The 18,984-nt window shown below is 30.4% G+C and carries 18 protein-coding genes and 1 pseudogene; 17 read left to right on the top strand and 2 right to left on the bottom strand.

What is annotated here, in order from left to right; all coding sequences use genetic code 11:
* The first annotated feature begins 4 nt into the window (after positions 1-4).
* The 15 genes from FBE96_RS07665 to FBE96_RS07595 are packed head-to-tail and all read left to right on the top strand — an operon-like array spanning position 5 to position 15,767.
* A complete protein-coding gene (locus FBE96_RS07665; protein ID WP_002851275.1) occupies positions 5-394 on the top strand; it encodes an NAD(P)H-quinone oxidoreductase subunit 3 in 390 nt (129 codons plus the stop codon).
* Positions 376-879: an NADH-quinone oxidoreductase subunit B gene (locus FBE96_RS07660; protein WP_002851253.1), complete on the top strand. Its 504-nt coding sequence runs from the start codon at positions 376-378 to the stop codon at positions 877-879. The genes FBE96_RS07665 and FBE96_RS07660 overlap by 19 nt, the downstream gene beginning before the upstream one ends.
* Positions 876-1,670 (top strand): NADH-quinone oxidoreductase subunit C, encoded by a 795-nt coding sequence (locus FBE96_RS07655; RefSeq protein WP_079254424.1) that lies wholly within the window; start codon positions 876-878, stop codon positions 1,668-1,670. The genes FBE96_RS07660 and FBE96_RS07655 overlap by 4 nt, the downstream gene beginning before the upstream one ends.
* A 1-nt stretch (position 1,671) precedes the next feature.
* Entirely contained in the window at positions 1,672-2,898 is a 1,227-nt protein-coding gene (gene nuoD, locus FBE96_RS07650; protein WP_002858018.1) for an NADH dehydrogenase (quinone) subunit D, read from the top strand.
* Positions 2,895-3,122 carry an NADH-ubiquinone oxidoreductase subunit E family protein gene (locus tag FBE96_RS07645; RefSeq protein WP_002824979.1) on the top strand — a complete coding sequence of 76 codons (228 nt, stop codon included), beginning with the start codon at positions 2,895-2,897 and terminating at the stop codon, positions 3,120-3,122. The genes nuoD and FBE96_RS07645 overlap by 4 nt, the downstream gene beginning before the upstream one ends.
* Complete coding sequence (locus FBE96_RS07640; RefSeq protein WP_002851266.1) at positions 3,119-3,811, top strand: hypothetical protein; 693 nt, start codon at positions 3,119-3,121, stop codon at positions 3,809-3,811. The genes FBE96_RS07645 and FBE96_RS07640 overlap by 4 nt, the downstream gene beginning before the upstream one ends.
* On the top strand, positions 3,808-6,270 hold the full coding sequence (locus FBE96_RS07635; protein WP_002851440.1) for an NADH-quinone oxidoreductase subunit G: 2,463 nt from the start codon (positions 3,808-3,810) through the stop codon (positions 6,268-6,270). Before FBE96_RS07640 ends, FBE96_RS07635 begins: the two co-directional genes overlap by 4 nt.
* Positions 6,263-7,261 carry an NADH-quinone oxidoreductase subunit NuoH gene (nuoH, locus tag FBE96_RS07630; RefSeq protein ID WP_002851149.1) on the top strand — a complete coding sequence of 333 codons (999 nt, stop codon included), beginning with the start codon at positions 6,263-6,265 and terminating at the stop codon, positions 7,259-7,261. Before FBE96_RS07635 ends, nuoH begins: the two co-directional genes overlap by 8 nt.
* A 9-nt stretch (positions 7,262-7,270) precedes the next feature.
* Positions 7,271-7,912: an NADH-quinone oxidoreductase subunit NuoI gene (gene nuoI / locus FBE96_RS07625; RefSeq protein WP_002851456.1), complete on the top strand. Its 642-nt coding sequence runs from the start codon at positions 7,271-7,273 to the stop codon at positions 7,910-7,912.
* Positions 7,909-8,427, top strand: a complete 519-nt coding sequence (locus tag FBE96_RS07620) for an NADH-quinone oxidoreductase subunit J (protein ID WP_002864418.1) — start codon at positions 7,909-7,911, stop codon at positions 8,425-8,427. Before nuoI ends, FBE96_RS07620 begins: the two co-directional genes overlap by 4 nt.
* Positions 8,424-8,720: an NADH-quinone oxidoreductase subunit NuoK gene (gene nuoK, locus FBE96_RS07615; protein WP_002851490.1), complete on the top strand. Its 297-nt coding sequence runs from the start codon at positions 8,424-8,426 to the stop codon at positions 8,718-8,720. The genes FBE96_RS07620 and nuoK overlap by 4 nt, the downstream gene beginning before the upstream one ends.
* Before the next feature lies 1 nt (position 8,721).
* Complete coding sequence (gene nuoL, locus FBE96_RS07610; protein WP_002871956.1) at positions 8,722-10,512, top strand: NADH-quinone oxidoreductase subunit L; 1,791 nt, start codon at positions 8,722-8,724, stop codon at positions 10,510-10,512.
* 1 nt (position 10,513) lies between these two features.
* On the top strand, positions 10,514-12,001 hold the full coding sequence (locus FBE96_RS07605) for an NADH-quinone oxidoreductase subunit M (protein WP_002871957.1): 1,488 nt from the start codon (positions 10,514-10,516) through the stop codon (positions 11,999-12,001).
* A complete protein-coding gene (locus tag FBE96_RS07600; RefSeq protein WP_002871958.1) occupies positions 11,991-13,379 on the top strand; it encodes an NADH-quinone oxidoreductase subunit N in 1,389 nt (462 codons plus the stop codon). Before FBE96_RS07605 ends, FBE96_RS07600 begins: the two co-directional genes overlap by 11 nt.
* A gap of 21 nt (positions 13,380-13,400) precedes the next feature.
* Complete coding sequence (locus FBE96_RS07595; RefSeq protein ID WP_002871959.1) at positions 13,401-15,767, top strand: paralysed flagellum protein; 2,367 nt, start codon at positions 13,401-13,403, stop codon at positions 15,765-15,767.
* Between the two features lie 42 nt (positions 15,768-15,809).
* Here FBE96_RS07595 and FBE96_RS07590 read toward each other — a convergent pair whose 3' ends face one another.
* The gene (locus FBE96_RS07590; protein WP_010891944.1) at positions 15,810-17,798 is read right to left on the bottom strand and encodes a methyl-accepting chemotaxis protein; all 1,989 of its coding nucleotides are present in this window, start codon (positions 17,796-17,798) and stop codon (positions 15,810-15,812) included.
* Between the two features lie 78 nt (positions 17,799-17,876).
* On the opposite strand from FBE96_RS07590, the gene FBE96_RS07585 reads away from it, so the two are divergent.
* Positions 17,877-18,308 (top strand): MerR family transcriptional regulator, encoded by a 432-nt coding sequence (locus FBE96_RS07585; protein ID WP_002858055.1) that lies wholly within the window; start codon positions 17,877-17,879, stop codon positions 18,306-18,308.
* Positions 18,309-18,315: 7 nt separating this feature from the next.
* On the opposite strand, the gene FBE96_RS07580 is transcribed toward FBE96_RS07585, so the two are convergent.
* Positions 18,316-18,639 carry a metalloregulator ArsR/SmtB family transcription factor gene (locus tag FBE96_RS07580; RefSeq protein WP_004315572.1) on the bottom strand — a complete coding sequence of 108 codons (324 nt, stop codon included), beginning with the start codon at positions 18,637-18,639 and terminating at the stop codon, positions 18,316-18,318.
* A gap of 97 nt (positions 18,640-18,736) precedes the next feature.
* On the opposite strand from FBE96_RS07580, the pseudogene FBE96_RS07575 reads away from it, so the two are divergent.
* Positions 18,737-18,832: pseudogene (locus FBE96_RS07575) on the top strand (NAD(P)-dependent oxidoreductase); the annotation flags it as partial.
* Between the last annotated feature and the right edge of the window lie 152 nt (positions 18,833-18,984).

Below are 18,984 nucleotides of genomic sequence, written 5' to 3'. Positions count from 1 at the left end.
ATAAATGTCTCATATAGATGCTTCGCATCCTTATTTTGGTATTTTTTTAATGCTGGTACTTGCTAGTGTTATTTTTTTTGGACTGGTTTTTTTAGCTTCAAAAATCGGTAATAATTTTGCCGCAAAAAATCGCAAAAAATTAGGACTTGGAATTTATGAATGTGGTCCTATTCCTGTTAAACAAGCTAACAAGATTAACTCTCAATTTTTCATCATCGCCTTAATCTTCATACTTTTGGATATAGAAGTTGTGTTTTTATTTCCTTGGGCTTTGATTTTTAAAGATTTAGGTTGGTTTGGATTTTTAGAAGTTTTTGTTTTTATCGTACTTTTAGGAGTTGGATTTTTATATGCTTATAAAAAAGGAGCGTTTGCATGGCAGAGCATCAAGTAAATTATGCAAGTGGTTTGCCCGTAGTTTTAACCAGTGTGGATAAGCTAGTTCAATGGGGCAGGAGTAATTCTTTATGGGCTTTATCTTATGGACTTGCCTGTTGTGCGATTGAGATGATGGCGGCTGGGGGTTCAAGATATGATTTTGATAGATTTGGAACGATTTTTAGAGCTTCACCACGCCACAGTGAAGTGATGATTATCGCAGGAACTTTGTGTAAAAAGCACGCTGAATTTACAAGAAGACTTTATGATCAAATGCCTGATCCTAAATGGGTGATTTCTATGGGAAGTTGTGCCAATACAGGCGGTATGTTTAATACTTATTCTACTGTTCAAGGAGTGGATAGAATTATACCTGTAGATATTTATGTGCCAGGCTGTGCTCCACGCCCCGAAAGTTTTCAGTTTGCTTTGATGATTTTGCAAAAAAAGATTCGCAAAGAAAAAGCAAGTCGCAAGATCGCACCTAAAAGGTTGATATGATGAGAAAGTATAGCGATAAAAAAAATGCTCAAACTCAAAATTACTACAAAGATAGATTTTATCACGCACCACACACTGTAAAATCTGATGTTAATGAAAGTGTTTTTAAAGAGGATTTTGAAGTTTTAAAAACTCAAGTAGAAATTTTAAATTCCTTTGTAGAGTTTGATTTTTGGGTAATAGAAATTAAAAAAGAAGACAATGTTAAAACCTTGCAAATGCTTAAAACTTTAGGTTATTTAAGTTTTACAGAAGCAAGTGCTATTGATTTTATAGCAGATAAAAATGGTTTTGAAGTGTTTTATCAGCTTTTAAATTTAGAAAAAAAATTAAGAGTGAGAATAAAAACTTTTGTAGGCGTAAAAGAGCGTTTGCAAAGCGTGGCTCATGTTTTTAAAGGGGCAAATTGGAGTGAGAGAGAAATTTATGATATGTTTGGAATTTTCATCATAAATCATCCTAATTTAAAACGCATTTTAATGCCTGATGATTGGTTTGGACATCCGCTTTTGAAAACTTATCCTTTAAAGGGCGATGAGTTTGCAAGATGGTATGAGATTGATAAAATTTTTGGCAAAGAATATCGTGAAGTAGTGGGCGAAGAACAAAGAGATTCTGGTTTTGCTGATGATAAAGATACGCTAAATTTTGCAAGACTTTACCATGAAGTGCCAAAAGGTGGTCAAAAGAAGGAAATTTCCTTTAAACAAGAATATCAAGAAGATGAAGGTGTGGCTTTTGTAAAAAAAGTAAAACGTGATGAAGCAAAAATTTTAGAGAAAAGGCGTTAAAATGCAAATTCCTAGCAAGTTAAAACCTTATTATGAAAATATAGCTTTTGAGCAAGAAGACTCAAAAATGATTATCAACTTAGGCCCTCAACATCCTTCAGCGCATGGAAATTTGCGTCTTATTTTAGAACTCGATGGAGAGCAAGTTGTAAAAGCGCGTCCTTGTATAGGTTATATGCATCGTGGTATGGAAAAAATGGCTGAAAATATGATTTATCAAGAATTTATTCCTACTACTGATAGAATGGACTATATCGCTGCTTCAGCGAATAATTATGCTTATTGTGCAGCGGTTGAAAAGCTTTGTGGTTTAGAGATTCCACGCCGTGCCGCAGTGATACGCATGATACTTTTAGAATTAAACCGTATCACATCGCATTTGCTTTGGCTTGCTACTCATGCGCTTGATATTGGTGCGATGAGTGTATTTTTATACTGTTTTAGAGAACGAGAGTATGTTTTGGATTTGATAGAAAAGTATTGCGGTGCAAGGCTTACGCATTCTTCTATGAGAATAGGCGGGGTTATGCTTGATTTACCTGAGAATTATTTAGAAGAAATGCTTGCATTTTGCGATAAATTTCTAAATGATTTAAAAGATTATGAAGATCTTTTAGATGATAATAGAATTTGGCGTTTAAGAACTGAAAATGTAGGTGTGGTTACTAAAGAACAAGCCTTAAATTGGGGTTGTACGGGTGTGATGTTAAGAGGAAGTGGCATAAAATACGATATACGCAAAGAAGAGCCTTATTTGCTTTATAATGAAGTTGAATTTGGTGTGCCTTATGCTACGCAAGGGGATTCTTATGCAAGATATAAAGTTTATATGCAAGAATTTCGTGAAAGTTTGAAAATCCTTAGACAATGTGCCATGCTTTATAAAGATACTTCGCCTGAAATTTTAGCTACGCATCCTGAGTATGTAAGTGCTTCAAAGGAACAAATTTTAACGCAGAATTATTCTTTAATGCAGCATTTTGTTTTAATCACTCAAGGTTTAAAACCCCCTAAAGGCGAAGTTTATGTGCCTACTGAAAGTCCAAAAGGTGAGCTTGGCTTTTTTATCCATAGTGATGGTACAGGAAGACCTTATCGTTTAAAGGCTAGAACGCCTAGTTATTGGCATTGTGCGTTTTTTGAAGAAATGCTTGTAGGTACTTATTTAGCTGATGTTGTAGCCATTATGGGTAATGTAAATATAGTTTTAGGTGAGATAGATCGATGAGAAGGGTAGATTTAAGAAAAAGCAAAGAGCTTTTTGAAGATTTAGCACAAATCATAAAAGAAGCAAAACAAGGTGAGGTTTTAGTGGTGCTTTTTGAAATCGGCGATTTTTCTCCTGTTGAAAAAAGTTTTTCTTTTGTAAAAGAACAAGGCTGTGAGCTTTTAAATTCTTTGAAATTTAATCAAGTCGATTGGACTATTGTTATAAAAAAGGAGAGGGTATGATTTATGATAATGCTCTTTGTTTTTTAGATATGCCAAGCCTTAAAAACAAAAATTTATGTGAAAAAATAGGTGTAAATAGCATTAATATTTCTTGTTTGGAAGATAAAAACTTAAAAGCTAAATTTTACAAATGCGAAATTGCAAGTTTGAGTTTTGTTTTGGCCTTGCTTTGTAAATTAAGCGATGAAGGACAATTTTGCGATTTAGATGAGGGATATTTAAGTGCTGAATCTTGTTTTGGAGAGGAAGAAGCAGGCGAAGTGCTTGCTTTTTTAAAAGAGGTTAAGTATTTAATTATAGATAAAAATATCCATTCTTATAAAGATAGTGAAAATATCAAATATTTTTTGAATTTCTTAAGTGTAAAATATGGATTAAAGATTTTAGATAGCGATGAAGAAGAATGCGATTTTAAAAAGGCAAAATTAAACACCCTAAAAGAACTCGATAATTATGACGGGTTAGTGCTTTTTAGAGCAAATTTGCAAGATAAAAATTTACATTGTTCAAAGCAATTTTTACAAATTGCAAAATGCAAAGATCAAAGTGAAGTTGAAATTTTAGCTAAAGATTTTAGTTTTAAAACTAAGCTTTGTTTAGATGAAAATTTACAAGGCACCATAGCTTTTTTAAATTATGAAAATAATGGTTTTGATTTTACTCCAATTCGCATAAAGGAAGCAAAATGACAGTTAAGATTAATGGTATAGATTGCGCCTTTGAAGAAGGCGAATATATCTTAAATATAGCAAGAAGAAATGATATTTTTATCCCAGCGATTTGCTATCTTTCGGGCTGTAGTCCTACTTTGGCTTGTCGTATGTGTATGGTTGAAGCTGATGGTAAAAAGGTATATTCTTGCAATACTAAAGCAAAAGAGGGTATGGTTGTAGAAAGTGATTTACAAAATCTTTGGGATGAAAGAAATGAGATCATGCAAGCTTATTGTATCAATCATCCTTTAGAATGTGGAGTTTGCGATAAATCAGGCGAGTGTGAATTGCAAAATTTTACTCATAAAAGTCGTGTAAATGTTCAAAAACATTGGATTAAAGACACGCATAAACCACATAAACATTGGGGAATGATTAATTACGATCCCGCACTTTGCATAGTGTGTGAGCGTTGTATTACAGTTTGTAAGGATAAAATCGGCGAAAGTGCTTTAAAGACTGTTCCTCGTGGCGGAGATAGTGTGGATAATAGCTTTAAAGAGAGCATGGGAAAAGATGCTTATGCGATTTGGACTAAATTTCAAAAAAGTTTGATAGGCCCTGCAAATGGTGATACGCTTGATTGTTCATTTTGTGGAGAATGTACAAGCGTGTGTCCAACAGGAGCTTTGATAGGTTCGAAATTTCAATACACTTCAAATATTTGGGAACTTAAAAGAATCCCTGCTTCAAATCCGCATTCAAGCGATTGTGAGTTGATGTATTATGATATTAAGCAAAGCGGCATTAGCAATCAAAAAGAAAAAATTTATCGTGTGAGTAATGATTTTGCCTTTGCGAGTTTAAATAAGGCTGCAAGGTTTGCTTTTGATACGCAAAATGAGGCGGATAAAGATGAAAAAGCCTTTAAAGAACTTGTGGAGCTTTTTGAGAAAAATGAAATTAAAAACATTAAATTTAATAGTTTTATTACCAATGAAGAAGCTTTGATTTTACAAAATTTAAAAAAGAAATTTAATCTTTCTTTGATCAATGAAGAAGCTTTGAAATTTAAAGAATTTTTACAAGAATTTATCGCTAATTCTGGTGAGTTTTATAGCGCTAATACTCAAGATATAACAAAAAGTGATTTTTTGGTTGTAGCTGGAATGCTTTTAAGATATGATGCTCCAACGCTTAGCTATAAAATCAATAATGCTTTAGTGATGAATAAAGGCTCAGGGCTTTATTTTCATCCTATGGAAGATATGGGTATAGCAAAATATTCTAAAAATTTTATCCCGCACATTCATAAAAATGGCGATGAAGAGCAAATTTTATATTTTTTACTTCAAAAATTTAGCCAAGATGAAGGTATTAAAACTCATTTAGCAGAGTTTTTTGTTAGTGAAAATAAAGAAATAGAAGAAAGTATCAACGAAGAAGTTGTAGAACAAGTCATAGAAAAAGATGAAGAAGGCAATGAAATTCAAAAAGAAGTAAAAAAAGTCGTACCTAAAAAAGTAAAAAAAATCATAGAAGTACAACGCTCTGTTTTTGCTAAAAATTTAGGCATAGATGAAGATAAATTAGAAGATTTATTGCTTAAAAAAGCAAATTTTACTCTTGTTGTAGGGAGTGATTTTTATTTTCATAAAAATGCGAAAAAACTTGCTAAATTACTTGCTTTGATCCAAAATACTACTCCTTTTAAAGTCTTTTTAAATCCTACGCATACTAATACCTTAGGTGTGGCTATGATTTGTGATTTGGATAACAATACACAAGAAGGCAAGACTTTAGGCTACAATGAAAAAGGTGATTTTAGTTTTTCTTATGAAGAGCATGCAAATTTAGCTAGTGCGAGTTTAAATCAGCAAGAAGGAACTTTTTTAAATTATGATAAAAGAGTGGTACCAACTAATGCTGCTTTAGAATTTAAGGGATATTTTTTAAATGATTTGGCTAATGCTTTAGGTTTTGATGAGGAATATACTATAAATTATACTAAGAGACTCCCTATAAATAAAGGTTTTTCTCCGATTGATTTTGATCATTTAGACAATTTTTATACCAATGCAGGCGATTGTAAAAGGGGATATGAGCTTAATTTAGAATGTTTCAAACAAGTTGCTAAAAAAGAATTCATCTCTCCAAATTTTGAAAATTTAAGCCTAAAAGAAGATGAAATTTTGCTTTATAGTGCTAATCCTAGCTATCAATTTGGTAGATTTTCAAATCGTGCTAGTGCGATTAATGAGGTGATTTTTTTAGGTGTAAGTGAAAATTTAGCTAAAGAGAAAAATTTAAAAGATAAAGATCTTGTAAAACTTAAAATAAAAGATAAAGAATTAAGCCTTAGTGTGCGTGTGGATAAGGATATAAAAAATGGAGCTTTCTTGCCGTATTTTGATGAAAAACTTGATACGCTAAGCTTTTTTGATGAAAGATTTGTTGTGGCGAATTTAGAAAAATTAGGAGCAAACCATGAGTGATTTTGCTTTTTTTGCTTTAGAGACTTTGATTAAATGTATTATTATCATTGCAATATTTGCGAGTTTAGCAGGTCTTGCAACTTATGCTGAAAGAAAGGTTTTAGCTTATTTTCAAAGACGCATAGGGCCTGATATGGTAGGGCCTTTTGGGCTTATTCAACTTGTAGCTGATATGATAAAACTTTTTACTAAAGAAGATATAATCCCTTCAAATTCGCAAAAATTTATTTTTGCTATAGCACCTTTGATTTCTGCTATTTGTGCTTTTGTTTCTTTAGCAGCTATTCCTATGCTACCTGAATTTACTTTATTTGGAAGGGTGATTCAGCCTATAGTGGCAGATATCAATGTAGCTTTGCTTTTTGTCATCGGCACTTCAGGACTTTGCTTTTATGCGGTGTTTTTGGGTGGACTTGCAAGTAATAATAAATGGTCGATTTTAGGGGCTGCAAGAGGGCTTGTATCGATTATTTCCTATGAAAGCGTAGGAGCTTTAGCTTTGATTGCTATTATAATGCTTGTAGGTTCTTTTTCTTTGGTGGATATTAACAATTATCAAAGCGATGGATTTTTTTCTTGGCTTATTTTTAAACAACCTTTGGCTTTTGTGCTTTTTATAATTGCTTTATTTATAGAGACTAATAGAACTCCGCTTTGTTTGACGGAAAATGATGCTGAAATTGTAGCGGGTTATGGAACGGAGTATTCGGGTTTAAGATGGGGTATGTTTTTCATAGGTGAATATACTTCTATGATAGCTGGAGCTATTTTGGTCACTCTTTTGTTTTTAGGGGGTTTTAATAGCTTTTGGATTATTCCTGGTTGGATTATGATGATAGTAAAATCAAGTTTTATTTTCTTTTGGTATTTTTGGGCAAGAGCTGCTTTTCCGCAATTGCGTCCAGATCAAGTGATGAAAATGTGCTATTTGATCTTAATCCCTTTAGCTGTTTTAAACCTTTTAATCACTGCTTTGACAGTTCTTTTATAGGAGTTTGATATGAAAAATTATTATTTAGTAGATGAGAAAAGAAAAACTCCTGTTAGCACTTGGGAGAAAATTTCACAAGCTTTGCGTAGAAGCGTTAAACTAGAGCTTTTTGTAGGGCTTTTTGTGATGATGAGAGAATTACTTAAGAGAAATAATAGCGCTACGATTAAATATCCTTTTGAAAAGGTAAAGCTTGACAATCGTTACCGTGCTGTTCATCGTTTGATGCGTTTTATAGAAAGCGAAAATGAAAGATGTATAGGTTGTGGGCTTTGCGAAAAAATTTGCATTAGTAATTGTATCAGAATGGAAACTTCTTTAGATGAAAATGGGCGTAAAAAAGTAGAAAATTATAGTATTAATTTAGGGCGTTGTATTTATTGTGGTTTTTGCGCTGAGGTTTGCCCTGAACTTGCTATAGTGCATGGCACAGAGTATGAAAATGCAGCCGAGCAAAGGTCTTATTTTGGCTATAAGCAAGATTTTTTAACTCCTATTGATAAGCTTAAAAATCAAGTTGAATTTGAAGGAGCAGGAAGTCTTAGAAAGGATGCAAATTTGTGGGTTAAAAAAACGCCAAATTATTATGATGTGATGATTGAAAGAGCCTTAGAAAATCAAAATACACAAGAGCAAGGAGAAAATAAATGATAGAAAATTTGGCTTTTGTATTTTTTAGTGTAGTGGTTTTAGGCTTTTTTGGCATTGCGGTTTTAAGTAAAAATATGCTTTATTCTCTTTCTGCTTTAGCGGGTGGAATGGTATTTTTATCGGGATTTTATTTTTTACTTGATGCAGAGTTTTTAGGCGTGATACAAATTATTGTTTATAGTGGAGCTGTACTTGGACTTTATAGTTTTGCGATGATGTTTTTTGATGCTTCTAAAGAATTTAAAGAACAACTTAAAGCTAAAAAAAGTTTTTTTACTTTGGTGGTTTTAAGTACGATTTTACTTTTGGCCATGCTTATAGGTTTTAAATACCAAAATATCAGCACGGATTTGCCTTTAAATGATCCTGCTTTGTTTGATTTTAATAAACAACTGGCTTTAGCGATTTTTTCAAAATATCTTTTAGCTTTTGAGTTTATAGCTATTTTGCTTTTGATTGCTTTAGTCTGTGCTATAGTGCTTACTCATAAAGAGCTAACAAAGGAAAAACAATGATAGAAAAGTATTTTTTCGTCGCTATTTTAATGTTTGTCATAGGACTTGTAGGGATTTTAAAAAGACAAAATCTCATCATGCTTTTTATCTCAAGTGAAATTTTATTAAATAGTGCTAATTTAGCCTTAGTAGCAGCTTCTAAAATGCACAATGATTTAAATGGACAGGTTTTTGCGCTTTTTATCATGGGTGTAGCAGCTTGTGAAGTAGCTGTTGGTGTAGCTTTGTGTGTGCTTTGGTATAGAAGAAAAGGCACTTTGGAATTAAAAAGCTTAAAAGAAGTGGAGGCTTAGTATGCAAAATTTAGCTTTGATTTCTCTTTTTAGTCCTTTTGTAGCTTTTTTGTTTGCAAGTTGTTTTGCTTTGAGTGAGAAAAAACAATTTGTAGGGATAATTTGTTCACTTTTAGTAGCTTTGAGTGCTTTTTGTTCTTTGTATTTGTTTTTTTGTAATGAAGCTTTTAATGTGAGTTTGTTTGAATGGTTTGCTGGAGTAAATTTTGGCTTTGATATAGATGCTATTTCGCTTACTATGATGAGTGTTGTAGGTATTGTAGCTACTTGTGTGCATTTTTATAGTATTTTTTATATGGCTCATGATGAAGGTTTTAATAAATTTTTTGCTTATTTGGGGCTTTTTGTCTTTTCTATGCTTTTTTTAGTTATGAGTGATAATTTCTTAGGACTTTTCGTAGGTTGGGAAGGCGTTGGGCTTTGCTCTTGGTTGCTCATAGGTTTTTGGTATAAAAACGATACTTATTCTTTTGCAGCTAATGAAGCTTTTATTATGAATCGTATTGCGGATTTGGGTATGCTTTTGGGAATTTTTTGGCTTTATTTACAAGCAGGAACTTTAAAATATGATGAAGTTTTTTCCATGGCACAAAGCCTAGATCACAACGCTTTGATCTTAATCGCAACTTGTTTATTTATAGGGGCTATGGGAAAATCTGCACAATTTCCTTTTCACACTTGGCTTGCTGATGCTATGGCAGGGCCAACTCCTGTTTCTGCATTAATCCATGCAGCAACCATGGTAACAGCGGGGGTTTATTTGGTAATTCGTGCAAGTACGCTTTATGATTTAGTTCCTGAAGTTTCTTATATTATTGCCTTACTTGGAGCTTTTGTAGCGATTTTTGCAGCCTCTATGGCTTTGGTGGCTAGGGATTTAAAACGCATTATTGCTTATTCTACCTTATCGCAACTTGGATATATGTTTGTGGCTGCAGGACTTGGGGCTTATGGTATAGCTTTATTTCACTTAGCTACACATGCTTTTTTTAAATCTTTACTTTTCTTAGGTGCTGGAAATGTAATGCATGCTATGAATGATAAATTAGACATTAAAAAAATGGGTGGACTTTTTAAACCTTTAAAATTTACAGCTATTTTGATGTGTATAGGATCTTTAGCTTTAGCAGGAATTTATCCTTTTGCAGGATTTTTCTCTAAAGATTTGATTTTAGGATATTCTTTCATTTCTTTTCACCATGGTATTTTTTTAGTGCTTTTAATCGCAGCTTTTTTAACAGCATTTTATAGCTTTAGACTTTTAATGTTGGTATTTTTTACCCCTGCAAGACACAATGAACATCCACATGAAGCAAGTAAAATCGCACTTTTGGCTATGAGTCCTTTGATGGTTTTAGCTATTATTGCAGGATTTTTTGAACATAGTTTTTTTGAATATTTAAGCACAAAATTAGTTTTTATTGATGCACAAAATCAAATTGTAATGATTTGTGCGAGTGTAGCAGCTATTTTGGGTGTAATTTTGGCTATTTTTGCTTATAAAAATTCTTGGTTTAAGGAAAGTATTGAAGAAAATAAAATTCACAAACTTTTAAGTAATGATTATTTTATTCCTAGGTTTTATCATCAATTTATCGTTTCAAAATATGAAAGTTTATGTGCGATTTTAAAACATTGTGATCTTTATATTTTTGATAGAATAGTTGAAAAAATTGCTTTGTATTCTCAAATTATTTCACAAAAAATGATTATGCCAAACAGTTTAAACTTAATGCTTAGATTTTTGGTGGCAACTTTTGTGATTTTGTTGATTTTGGTATGGATGGTGTAAAATGCTAAATTATTTGATATTTTTTCCTTTAATTTCTGCTTTTGTGGTTTTGCTTTTAAATCGTGGAGGCATTAAGGTTTTTAGCGTTGTTGTAAGTTTTATGATTTTGGCTTTAAATTTGGATATTTTTGCAGATTTTTTACAAGGGACAAGCTTTGATTATAATCTCTCTTTTAAAATTTTGAAATTTTTTAGCTTTCATGTAGGAGTAGATAGTATCGCACTTATATTGATGCTTTTAAGTTCTTTGATGATATTTTTAAGCTTTTTATTTTTAAAGCTGGAACAAAAAGCGCTTGTATCTTGTATATTCTTTTTAGAATTTGCTATTATGGGACTTTTTAGCGCAAAAGATGGTTTGTTGTTTTATGTTTTTTGGGAATTTTCTCTTTTGCCTTTGCTTTATATTATGGGAGTTTATGGTAAAGATTTTAGAGCAGGGGTAAAATTTTTTATCTATGCTTTTGCGGGTTCAATTTTAATGCTTGTGGCATTGATTTATCAAGCTTATTTAAATTATCAACTTTTAAACATCTTCACTTTTGACTTAGAAATTTGGAAAAATAATGCCTCGGCAGTAAATTTTACAGAGCAACTTTTACTTTTTGGAGCATTTTTTATCGCTTTTGCTATCAAAGCTCCTTTATTTCCACTTCATACTTGGGCACCTAAGGTTTATGCAAATTCGCCTGTTCTTGTTTCTGTAATGCTTGTAGTTTTTAAAATGGCTCCTTTTGGATTTTTGCTTTTTTGTTTACCGCTTTTTCCAGATGCGAGTGTGTATTTTATGCCTTTAATTGTAGCTTTATGTATAGTGAGTATCGTTTATAATGCTTTAATTGCTTATAGGGCAGAAAATATTAAAGAATTGATCGCTTATAGTTCTATTTCACATCTTGGTGTGATGATTTTGGGAATTTTTTCTTTAAATGCTTTGGGTATTAGTGGTGCGGTTTTTTATATGTTTGCACATGGTATTGTAACGGGAGCTTTATTTTTAATGGTTGAACTTTTATACCAAAGATATCATACTTATGATATTTCTTTTTACCATTCTTTAGCCAAAAAAGCACCTTTATTTTCAATTTTCTTTATGCTCATTTTACTTGCGAGTGTTTCTTTGCCTTTAACTGTTTCTTTTGTGGGAGAGTTTTTAATTCTTTTAGGTATAGCAAAGATTAATTTATTTTACGCTTTGTTGGCAGGTTTGGTGATTATTTTAGGAGCGATTTATATGTTCGCAGTATTTAGAAAAATATTTTTCATGCAAAAACAAAGCTTTATAGAGGGTTTTTCTTTACTTTTTAGAGAAATAGTAGCGCTTGTGTGCATTGTAGTAATGATTTTTGGACTAGGGCTTATGCCAAATATACTTTTAAAGCCGATACAAAAAGATGTGGATAATCTTATAAAAACAATGAATATTAGAGCTGTTGAGCAAAATACTTTAGATTTTTTATCTAAAATAGGAGAGGCAAATGTTAAATAATTTTTTAAATTTAGAACTTTTAAATATAAGCTTATCTTATCCATTTTTATTTTTAATTACAACTGCAATAGTTCTTTTGCTTTGCTCTGGTTTTTGGAAATTTCATCGATCGTTTTATATCGGCATAAGTTCTTTGTCTTTGATTGTAAGTGCTTTTTTGATTTTAAATAATGCAAATGCTCAAGGTTTAGAAGCAAAAGCTTTTTTGGCTACTTTAAATAATGATATTGTTTCATTTTATGCTTCTTTGGTGATTTTGTGTTTTTCATTTTTATATCTTTTAATGCAAAAAGAAGAAAATCAGGGTGAATTTTATGCTTTATTTTTATTTATGATTGCATCTTTGCTTTTGATGGTTTCAAGCTCAAATTTAGTACTTATTTTTATAGGACTTGAAAGTTCTTCTTTAGCACTTTATACTTTAATAGCAATGCGTGGAAGTGATAATGCTATTTCAAGTGCGATAAAATACTTTAGTGTAGCGGCTGTAGGAGCTGGGTTTTTTGTTATGGCTGTAGCTTTTATTTATTTAAAAACAGGAACTTTAGATTTATCTGCTAATTTAGCGTTAAAAAATGAGTTTCAAAAAGATCCCATGCTTTTGGGTGCTGGAGTGATGATTTTTGTTCTTTGTGCAATCAAGCTTTCTTTGGCACCTTTTCATTTTTGGCTTAAAGATGTGTATTATGCAGCACATACAAATTTGGTTGCTTTTATTTCAGTTGTGCCAAAAGTTGCCATGTTGGTTGTGGTTATTCGTTTGTTTGATTTTTTAAATAATACAGGTTTTGAATATATCATAATAGTTCTAGCGATTTTTTCTATGCTTATAGGTGCTTTTGCGGCTCTAAGTCAAAACAATATCAAAAAAATGTTTGCTTATAGTTCTGTAGTGCATTCTTCTTTGGTTTTGGTAGCTTGCATTCCTTTATTAAAAGAACAAAATTTTGATGGAATTTTGCTTGCTATTTTTGGATATTGGACTTTATTTGCTTTTGCAAATTATGCTGTATTTATGATTTTAAGCAATTATGAGAATAATTCTTATGAGAGTTTAAATGGGCTTTTGGTTAAAAAACCTTTAATTGCTTTTTGTTTAAGCATTAGTGTGCTTTCTTTAGCAGGTATCCCGCCTTTTGGAGTGTTTTGGGGTAAATTTATGATTTTAAATACAGCAATTTTAAATGGATATTGGTATTTGGTGCTTTTTGTGGCTTTATCTTCTGTTATTATGCTTTATGCGTATTTAAAGATTTTAATTCATGCTTTATTTATGAAAAATGATAGGGTTCATAATATTAAGTTTAGTTTTATACAAAATTTTATTTTAGCTTTTTGTGTTTGTGTAAGCACTTTTGTTATATTGTTAATGTTATAAGAGTTTTGCTATAATTATTTTATGAGAATATTATTTTTAATTTTATTAAGTTTTTTAAATGCTTTTGCTTTTGAGCTTGTTTTAAACACGGGTCGCGAAAATAATCAAGCTTTTGCAGTTTTACATGCGAGTAATGATTTAGAATTTACATGTCAAAAATTTATTACCGAAGCAAAAGTTCATTTTGAATGTGATATTGTAGGTATGGTTGATAATAAATTAAAAGATCAGAGTTTTTCTGCTTTTGATTTAAAATTTATACAAGAAGCTCAAAAAATTAAAATGATCATTTTGCCAAAAATACAAGCAAGAATGTTTGACACTTCTCAAAATATTTATATAGATAAAGAACTCAGTTCATCAAGTTCGCATAAAAGTAAGGCTTTTACTTTTATTTTTACACCAGAACTAGCACCTATTAAAGACTATGATGGACTCGATTTTAATATCAATTTTCCACATGAGAGTTTGCCTTATGTTGGAGCTTTGGATTTAAATTCTGATCCTGTTGTTATTCCTCAAAGTGCAGATATCAATACTTATTTACGCATCAAAAAAGAATACGATAAGGCTAATTACAATCAAGTGGTGATTGATGCACAAAGTGCTATCAATAGATATCGTGGCAGTGTTTTTACTAGTGAATTTATACTTTATAAATTAAGAGCTCAAAATAAACTTTACACTCAAGATCCAAGCATGCGTGATCAACAAATTTTAGAAAAGATGATTGATGATGCTAAAAATTGGACGCGTACTTTTACAAGTGATAAAAATTTTTCAGAAGTTTTACATATAATGTTAAGAACTTATATCGCTTTAGCTCAGCGTGCTGATGTAGAGTATACAATGTCGATTTTGGATAATGAACAACCTAATAATTATTTTACTCAGTTATCAAAACTTGATTATGCAGACTATATTTATAATTTAAATGAAAAAGAAAAAGCTGTAAATATTTATGAAAATACTTATTTTAATACAAAAAATTTAGATTTAGCTGCAAGAGCAGCTATGAGTTTGGCAAAGAATTTGCTTTCAAATGAGCAAGTAAATAAAGCTATAGAATATATTAATACCATTTTAAAAGCCAATCCTGAATATTTTGGAAAAGATATTCCAAGATCTTTAGAACTTGCTAAATTATTTAATCAAAAGGGACAATTTGATATAAGTGCAAGTATTTATGAAGATGCCTTTGCTAAAATGTCCAAACTTGATCCAAGTTATGAAGAAACTTTAAAAGATTTAGCCTTGGTTTTATCACATGCTAACAGATCTAGTGATGCTAAAAAATACCTTGATTTGTATATGGATGATTATTTAGATGGTAAGTATTTAGATGAAATTAAAAAAGCAAGTGATGAGGTATTCTTTGCTTTAGGTGATAATAATGCAAGCTTTTTGCATCAGCGTTATACAGATTTAATGAAGCAATATGCAAATAAAGATGAGAATATTGCAAATAAAGCTTTAGATGAAGATGTTGCACTTTATTATAAAGAGGGAAATTTTAGTGCTATTTTAGCTTATAAAGATCTTATAGAAAGTAAAAAAATTCCAAATGCTACTCAATTTTTAGAGAAAGCAGCCATTAATGATTTAAAAAATGCGATAAAAGCTGATAATTGTATCAATGCTGCAAATATTTTTATGCATTTTAGTGCTTATGATATAGGTCAGAAAATTGAGAATAAAAAACAAATGTTAGCTTGTCTTATCAGAACTTCTAATGTTGAACAAGCACTTGATTATATAGATAAAAATTATAATGAAGATTCTATATTTTATGGTCTTCAAAAAGCATCTATTCTTTTTGATAATAAACAATATCCTCAGGTGATTAAAATTTCTAAAGATATAGCTAATTCTAGAATTTTAAAAAGCGATGATGAGAATTTTAAGGCTTATTATTTGCAATTTTTGTCTTTATTGCGCTTAAATGACTACAATCAAGCCATTAAAATTTTGCAAATTTTAGAAAGTTTTCCAATGAATTTTAGTATGGTGGAAGCTTATGATGCTTTACTTTCTTATGCTAATGATCACAATATGCAAACAACTATTTTAACTTACGCACCTAAGGCCATTGACTATCAAAATTTTAAAGGTATAAATCTTTTTAGTCCTAATTTAGAATTTATATATCTTGATGCTTTGACTAAAATCAATAAAAATGAAGAAAGTTTAGCTGTTTTAACAGATTTACTTAAATTAAAACTTTCAGATGAAGATAGAGCAAGAGCTTTATATATCCAAGCCTTAACTTATGAAAGAATGCAAAATATACAAGCTGAAAAAGAAAGTTTAAAACAATGTCTTGAAATCAAAAGTGCTTCAAATTGGCAGAATTTATGTAAGAGTAAAAATCAAATTTTAAATCAATAAGTAAATTTAGAGATAACTAGCTTTTTGGCTAGTTATCTAAGGTTAAAACCTCTTCTTCTTAACATCTTCTAAGATATTATTAGCTATATCACTTACTGTACTAGAAATAATAGCTGATTCATTAGCAATTTCAACATTATCTTTAGTAGTTTGATCAATTTGAGCTACGCTATCATTGATTTGAGTGATACCTGCAGTTTGTTCTTTAATACTTTCTGCCATATCATTGATAGATTGAACAAGTAAATTAGTATTAGCTTCAATTTCAGATAAAGACTTTTGAGTTCTTTCAGCTAGTTTTCTAACTTCATCAGCTACCACTGCAAAGCCTCTACCATGTTCTCCAGCACGAGCTGCTTCAATAGCTGCATTTAAAGCTAAAAGATTGATTTGATCTGCAATATCACCTATAATACCTGTAACATTTTTAATCTCTTCAGATTGAGTGATAACATCACTAGTTTTAACTGAAACATTTTGCATAGAAGAAGTGATCTCTTCTAAAGCTGCTGCAGTTTCTTCTAAAGATTGAGCTTGAGAATTTGAAGAAGTGGTTAAGCTTTGAACAGCAGTTTGTAATTTTCCACTTTCATTAGCTAAAGCATTAGCAAAGTCTGAACTTTGTTTTAGCATTTTAACTATTTCATCACCTAAAGCATTAGTAGTTAATTCTACACTACCGCTAGCATTTTCTAATTTATTTCTAAAGTCTAAGCTTTTGTATTCTTCAAAAATTTTATGAATAGCATTCATATCAGAACCTACTCTAGCTTGTAAAACATCAAGAAGTTTATTTAGAACATTTTTAAGTTCAATAAGCTGTGGGTTTCTTGGATTAGCAGTAATTCTTGCTGTTAAATTACCACCTTCTACAACTGATACGGTTTGAACTGATTCTTTAACGGCTTGATTGTCTTGTTCTAAGCCTCTTTTAGTAGCAAGAATGTTTTCATTGATAGCATTTGAGATTTGTCCAAATTCATCATTGCTTTTTACTTCTATAGTAGAAACATTTTTTGTTTTATAGTTGATAAAATCAAAGAATGAAGTTAAACCTGTTTGGATAGCTGCAAGTGGGGAGAGGTATTTTGATACGATGAAATAAAGGAGGATGACGCTAAATACTACTACAATAATGACAACAATGGCTTGAATAAATGCAGCTTTATAAATAGGTTTATTTATAATATCAGCGCTTTCGGTAATACAAGCTGTATAAGCAAAGACTTTAGTACAAGCTCCAAGTCTTTCTTCATTATTTAACTTATAAGAGAAGAAGTTGTTATCACCATTGAGTTTATATGCATTTAGAACAGGAGAATGATCAATGGATGGATTTAATAATTCTTTATTGGTTGCTGCAAATATTTTATTTTTTTGATCAAATAAAAAAGTATTTCCAGGGGTTTTTGCAACTAAATTTTGCAAATCTTCTGATGGTATATCGACACCCAGTACCCCTATGATTTTACCATCTTTATAAATAGCTTTAGAATACGTTATTACATATTGTTTTAAAACTGTATCTAAATATGCTGGTGTAACAAAAATATCATTTGTTTTTAAAGCTTCTTGATACCAATCTTTTGTCTTTATATCTAAATCATCACGTAATTCAGGCATTTTTGCATCATTAGATTTTTGACTAAGTAAAACTTTTCCATTGTTTAAACCTAAATAAACATTTAGTGCATTTATACTATGACGATAATATTTCAATATTGGACCAACATTGTTAATAATATTTTCTTCAGTGATTAAAGATTGATAAGGTAAGTTCGCGATATCTTTTTCTAAAGCTCTAGTAAAAGATTGATTTGTGGAACGGAAATCTTCAACGGTAGATTGTGTGACTTTAAGTAGGTCAGTTTGATTTTTAAGAGTGCTTTCATATAGTGAGGTTTTTGTAAAATAAAAACTTACAATACCTAGAACAATTAAGGCAAAAATTGCAATTAAATTTGCAATGAGGGAAAGTTTGATTTTAATACTATTCATTATTTTCCTTTTAATCTTTGTTATTTTTAGCATAAAACTAATAATTTGGCTATTATTTTATCACAAAAAAATAAAATAAATTTTTATTTTTGTCTTAAATAAGGAGAAAATATGGCTTATACTATAAAAAAAGTAGAAAAAGAAACAAAAATTAGTGCTCATACTTTAAGATTTTGGGCTAAAAAAGGTTTGTTTCCTTTTGTTCAAAAAGATGAAAATAGTGTGAAATATTTTTCAAAAAGCGATATAGAATGGGTAAAATGGATAGAATGGCTTAGAATTTCAGGTATGCCAATAGAACAAATCAAACATTATATAAAACTTTGCTCTTTGGGTATAAAAACTGCTAAAGAAAGACAAGAGATGTTAAAGCAAACAAAGAAAAAATTACAAAACCAGATCAAAACATTAAAAGAAAGTGAAAAAGTTTTAAGCAAAAAGATAAAAATTTATGAAGAAATGCTTGCAAATGAAGTCGATGGATTTAATCCAGAAAGTAAGGACTATCAACCTTGTGATAAATTGCATAAGTTTAAGGGTTGATTTTATATTAAGGGCAAATTTGGGTAATAATATTTTCATTTTTTTTAATAGCATTTTTAAGCTCTAAATTTTTAATATTTTCAAAAAGATCTAAATGCAGTTTTAAAAGCTCATCATTAATCCCATAATACGCCCAAGTTCCTTGACGCCTTACATACAAAAAACCTGCATCTTTTAAAATTTTTAAATGTCTTGAAAGTCTTGATTGACCCATGTTTAAAAGCTCTTGTAAATCACAAACACAAAGTTCTTTGTATCTTAAAAGATGATATAAAATCAAAACCCTACTTTCATCATTGATCGCCGAAATAATGGTTAAAAATTTTTGCATTTTATTTCCTTAAATTAAATTAATAAAAATTCCAAAAGATATAGCCACGCCTAAAATAATCATAACAAATAAAAATTTCATTTTAAACATTTGTTTGAGTAAAATAAGCTATAGTGATTATGCTAGTGCTATGATAGACATAGTGCTTAATTCTTGCGATAAAAATACACGCATTGGAGTAATAAGCCTATAAATAAAAGATATCTTATGCTTTTAAGGCATCTTTTATTTCTTTTAAATGCTTATTTTGAAGTTTCAAATTTTTCTAAAGATTTTATTTAATATAGATAAATATTTTTATTTTAGGTTATTGACTTAGACCTACTCTCATCTTTTATACTTTTA

This window comes from Campylobacter sp. CFSAN093241, assembly GCF_012889595.1.
Classification (GTDB): Bacteria; Campylobacterota; Campylobacteria; order Campylobacterales; family Campylobacteraceae; genus Campylobacter_D; species Campylobacter_D jejuni.
The sequence above is the reverse complement of the archived record's forward strand: the minus strand, read 5'-3'. Positions and strand labels throughout refer to the sequence as shown.

What these genes read in the sequence shown, in the direction of transcription:
- FBE96_RS07645 (WP_002824979.1), top strand. Translation starts at nt 2,895, where the DNA reads ATGAGAAGGGTAGATTTAAGAAAAAGCAAAGAGCTTTTTGAAGATTTA.
- FBE96_RS07595 (WP_002871959.1), top strand. Translation starts at nt 13,401, where the DNA reads ATGAGAATATTATTTTTAATTTTATTAAGTTTTTTAAATGCTTTTGCT.
- FBE96_RS07640 (WP_002851266.1), top strand. Translation starts at nt 3,119, where the DNA reads ATGATTTATGATAATGCTCTTTGTTTTTTAGATATGCCAAGCCTTAAA.
- nuoI (WP_002851456.1), top strand. Translation starts at nt 7,271, where the DNA reads ATGAAAAATTATTATTTAGTAGATGAGAAAAGAAAAACTCCTGTTAGC.
- FBE96_RS07655 (WP_079254424.1), top strand. Translation starts at nt 876, where the DNA reads ATGATGAGAAAGTATAGCGATAAAAAAAATGCTCAAACTCAAAATTAC.
- FBE96_RS07590 (WP_010891944.1), bottom strand. Translation starts at nt 17,798, where the DNA reads ATGCTAAAAATAACAAAGATTAAAAGGAAAATAATGAATAGTATTAAA.
- FBE96_RS07635 (WP_002851440.1), top strand. Translation starts at nt 3,808, where the DNA reads ATGACAGTTAAGATTAATGGTATAGATTGCGCCTTTGAAGAAGGCGAA.
- nuoL (WP_002871956.1), top strand. Translation starts at nt 8,722, where the DNA reads ATGCAAAATTTAGCTTTGATTTCTCTTTTTAGTCCTTTTGTAGCTTTT.
- FBE96_RS07580 (WP_004315572.1), bottom strand. Translation starts at nt 18,639, where the DNA reads ATGCAAAAATTTTTAACCATTATTTCGGCGATCAATGATGAAAGTAGG.
- nuoH (WP_002851149.1), top strand. Translation starts at nt 6,263, where the DNA reads ATGAGTGATTTTGCTTTTTTTGCTTTAGAGACTTTGATTAAATGTATT.
- FBE96_RS07585 (WP_002858055.1), top strand. Translation starts at nt 17,877, where the DNA reads ATGGCTTATACTATAAAAAAAGTAGAAAAAGAAACAAAAATTAGTGCT.
- nuoD (WP_002858018.1), top strand. Translation starts at nt 1,672, where the DNA reads ATGCAAATTCCTAGCAAGTTAAAACCTTATTATGAAAATATAGCTTTT.
- FBE96_RS07660 (WP_002851253.1), top strand. Translation starts at nt 376, where the DNA reads ATGGCAGAGCATCAAGTAAATTATGCAAGTGGTTTGCCCGTAGTTTTA.
- FBE96_RS07665 (WP_002851275.1), top strand. Translation starts at nt 5, where the DNA reads ATGTCTCATATAGATGCTTCGCATCCTTATTTTGGTATTTTTTTAATG.
- FBE96_RS07605 (WP_002871957.1), top strand. Translation starts at nt 10,514, where the DNA reads ATGCTAAATTATTTGATATTTTTTCCTTTAATTTCTGCTTTTGTGGTT.
- FBE96_RS07600 (WP_002871958.1), top strand. Translation starts at nt 11,991, where the DNA reads ATGTTAAATAATTTTTTAAATTTAGAACTTTTAAATATAAGCTTATCT.
- nuoK (WP_002851490.1), top strand. Translation starts at nt 8,424, where the DNA reads ATGATAGAAAAGTATTTTTTCGTCGCTATTTTAATGTTTGTCATAGGA.
- FBE96_RS07620 (WP_002864418.1), top strand. Translation starts at nt 7,909, where the DNA reads ATGATAGAAAATTTGGCTTTTGTATTTTTTAGTGTAGTGGTTTTAGGC.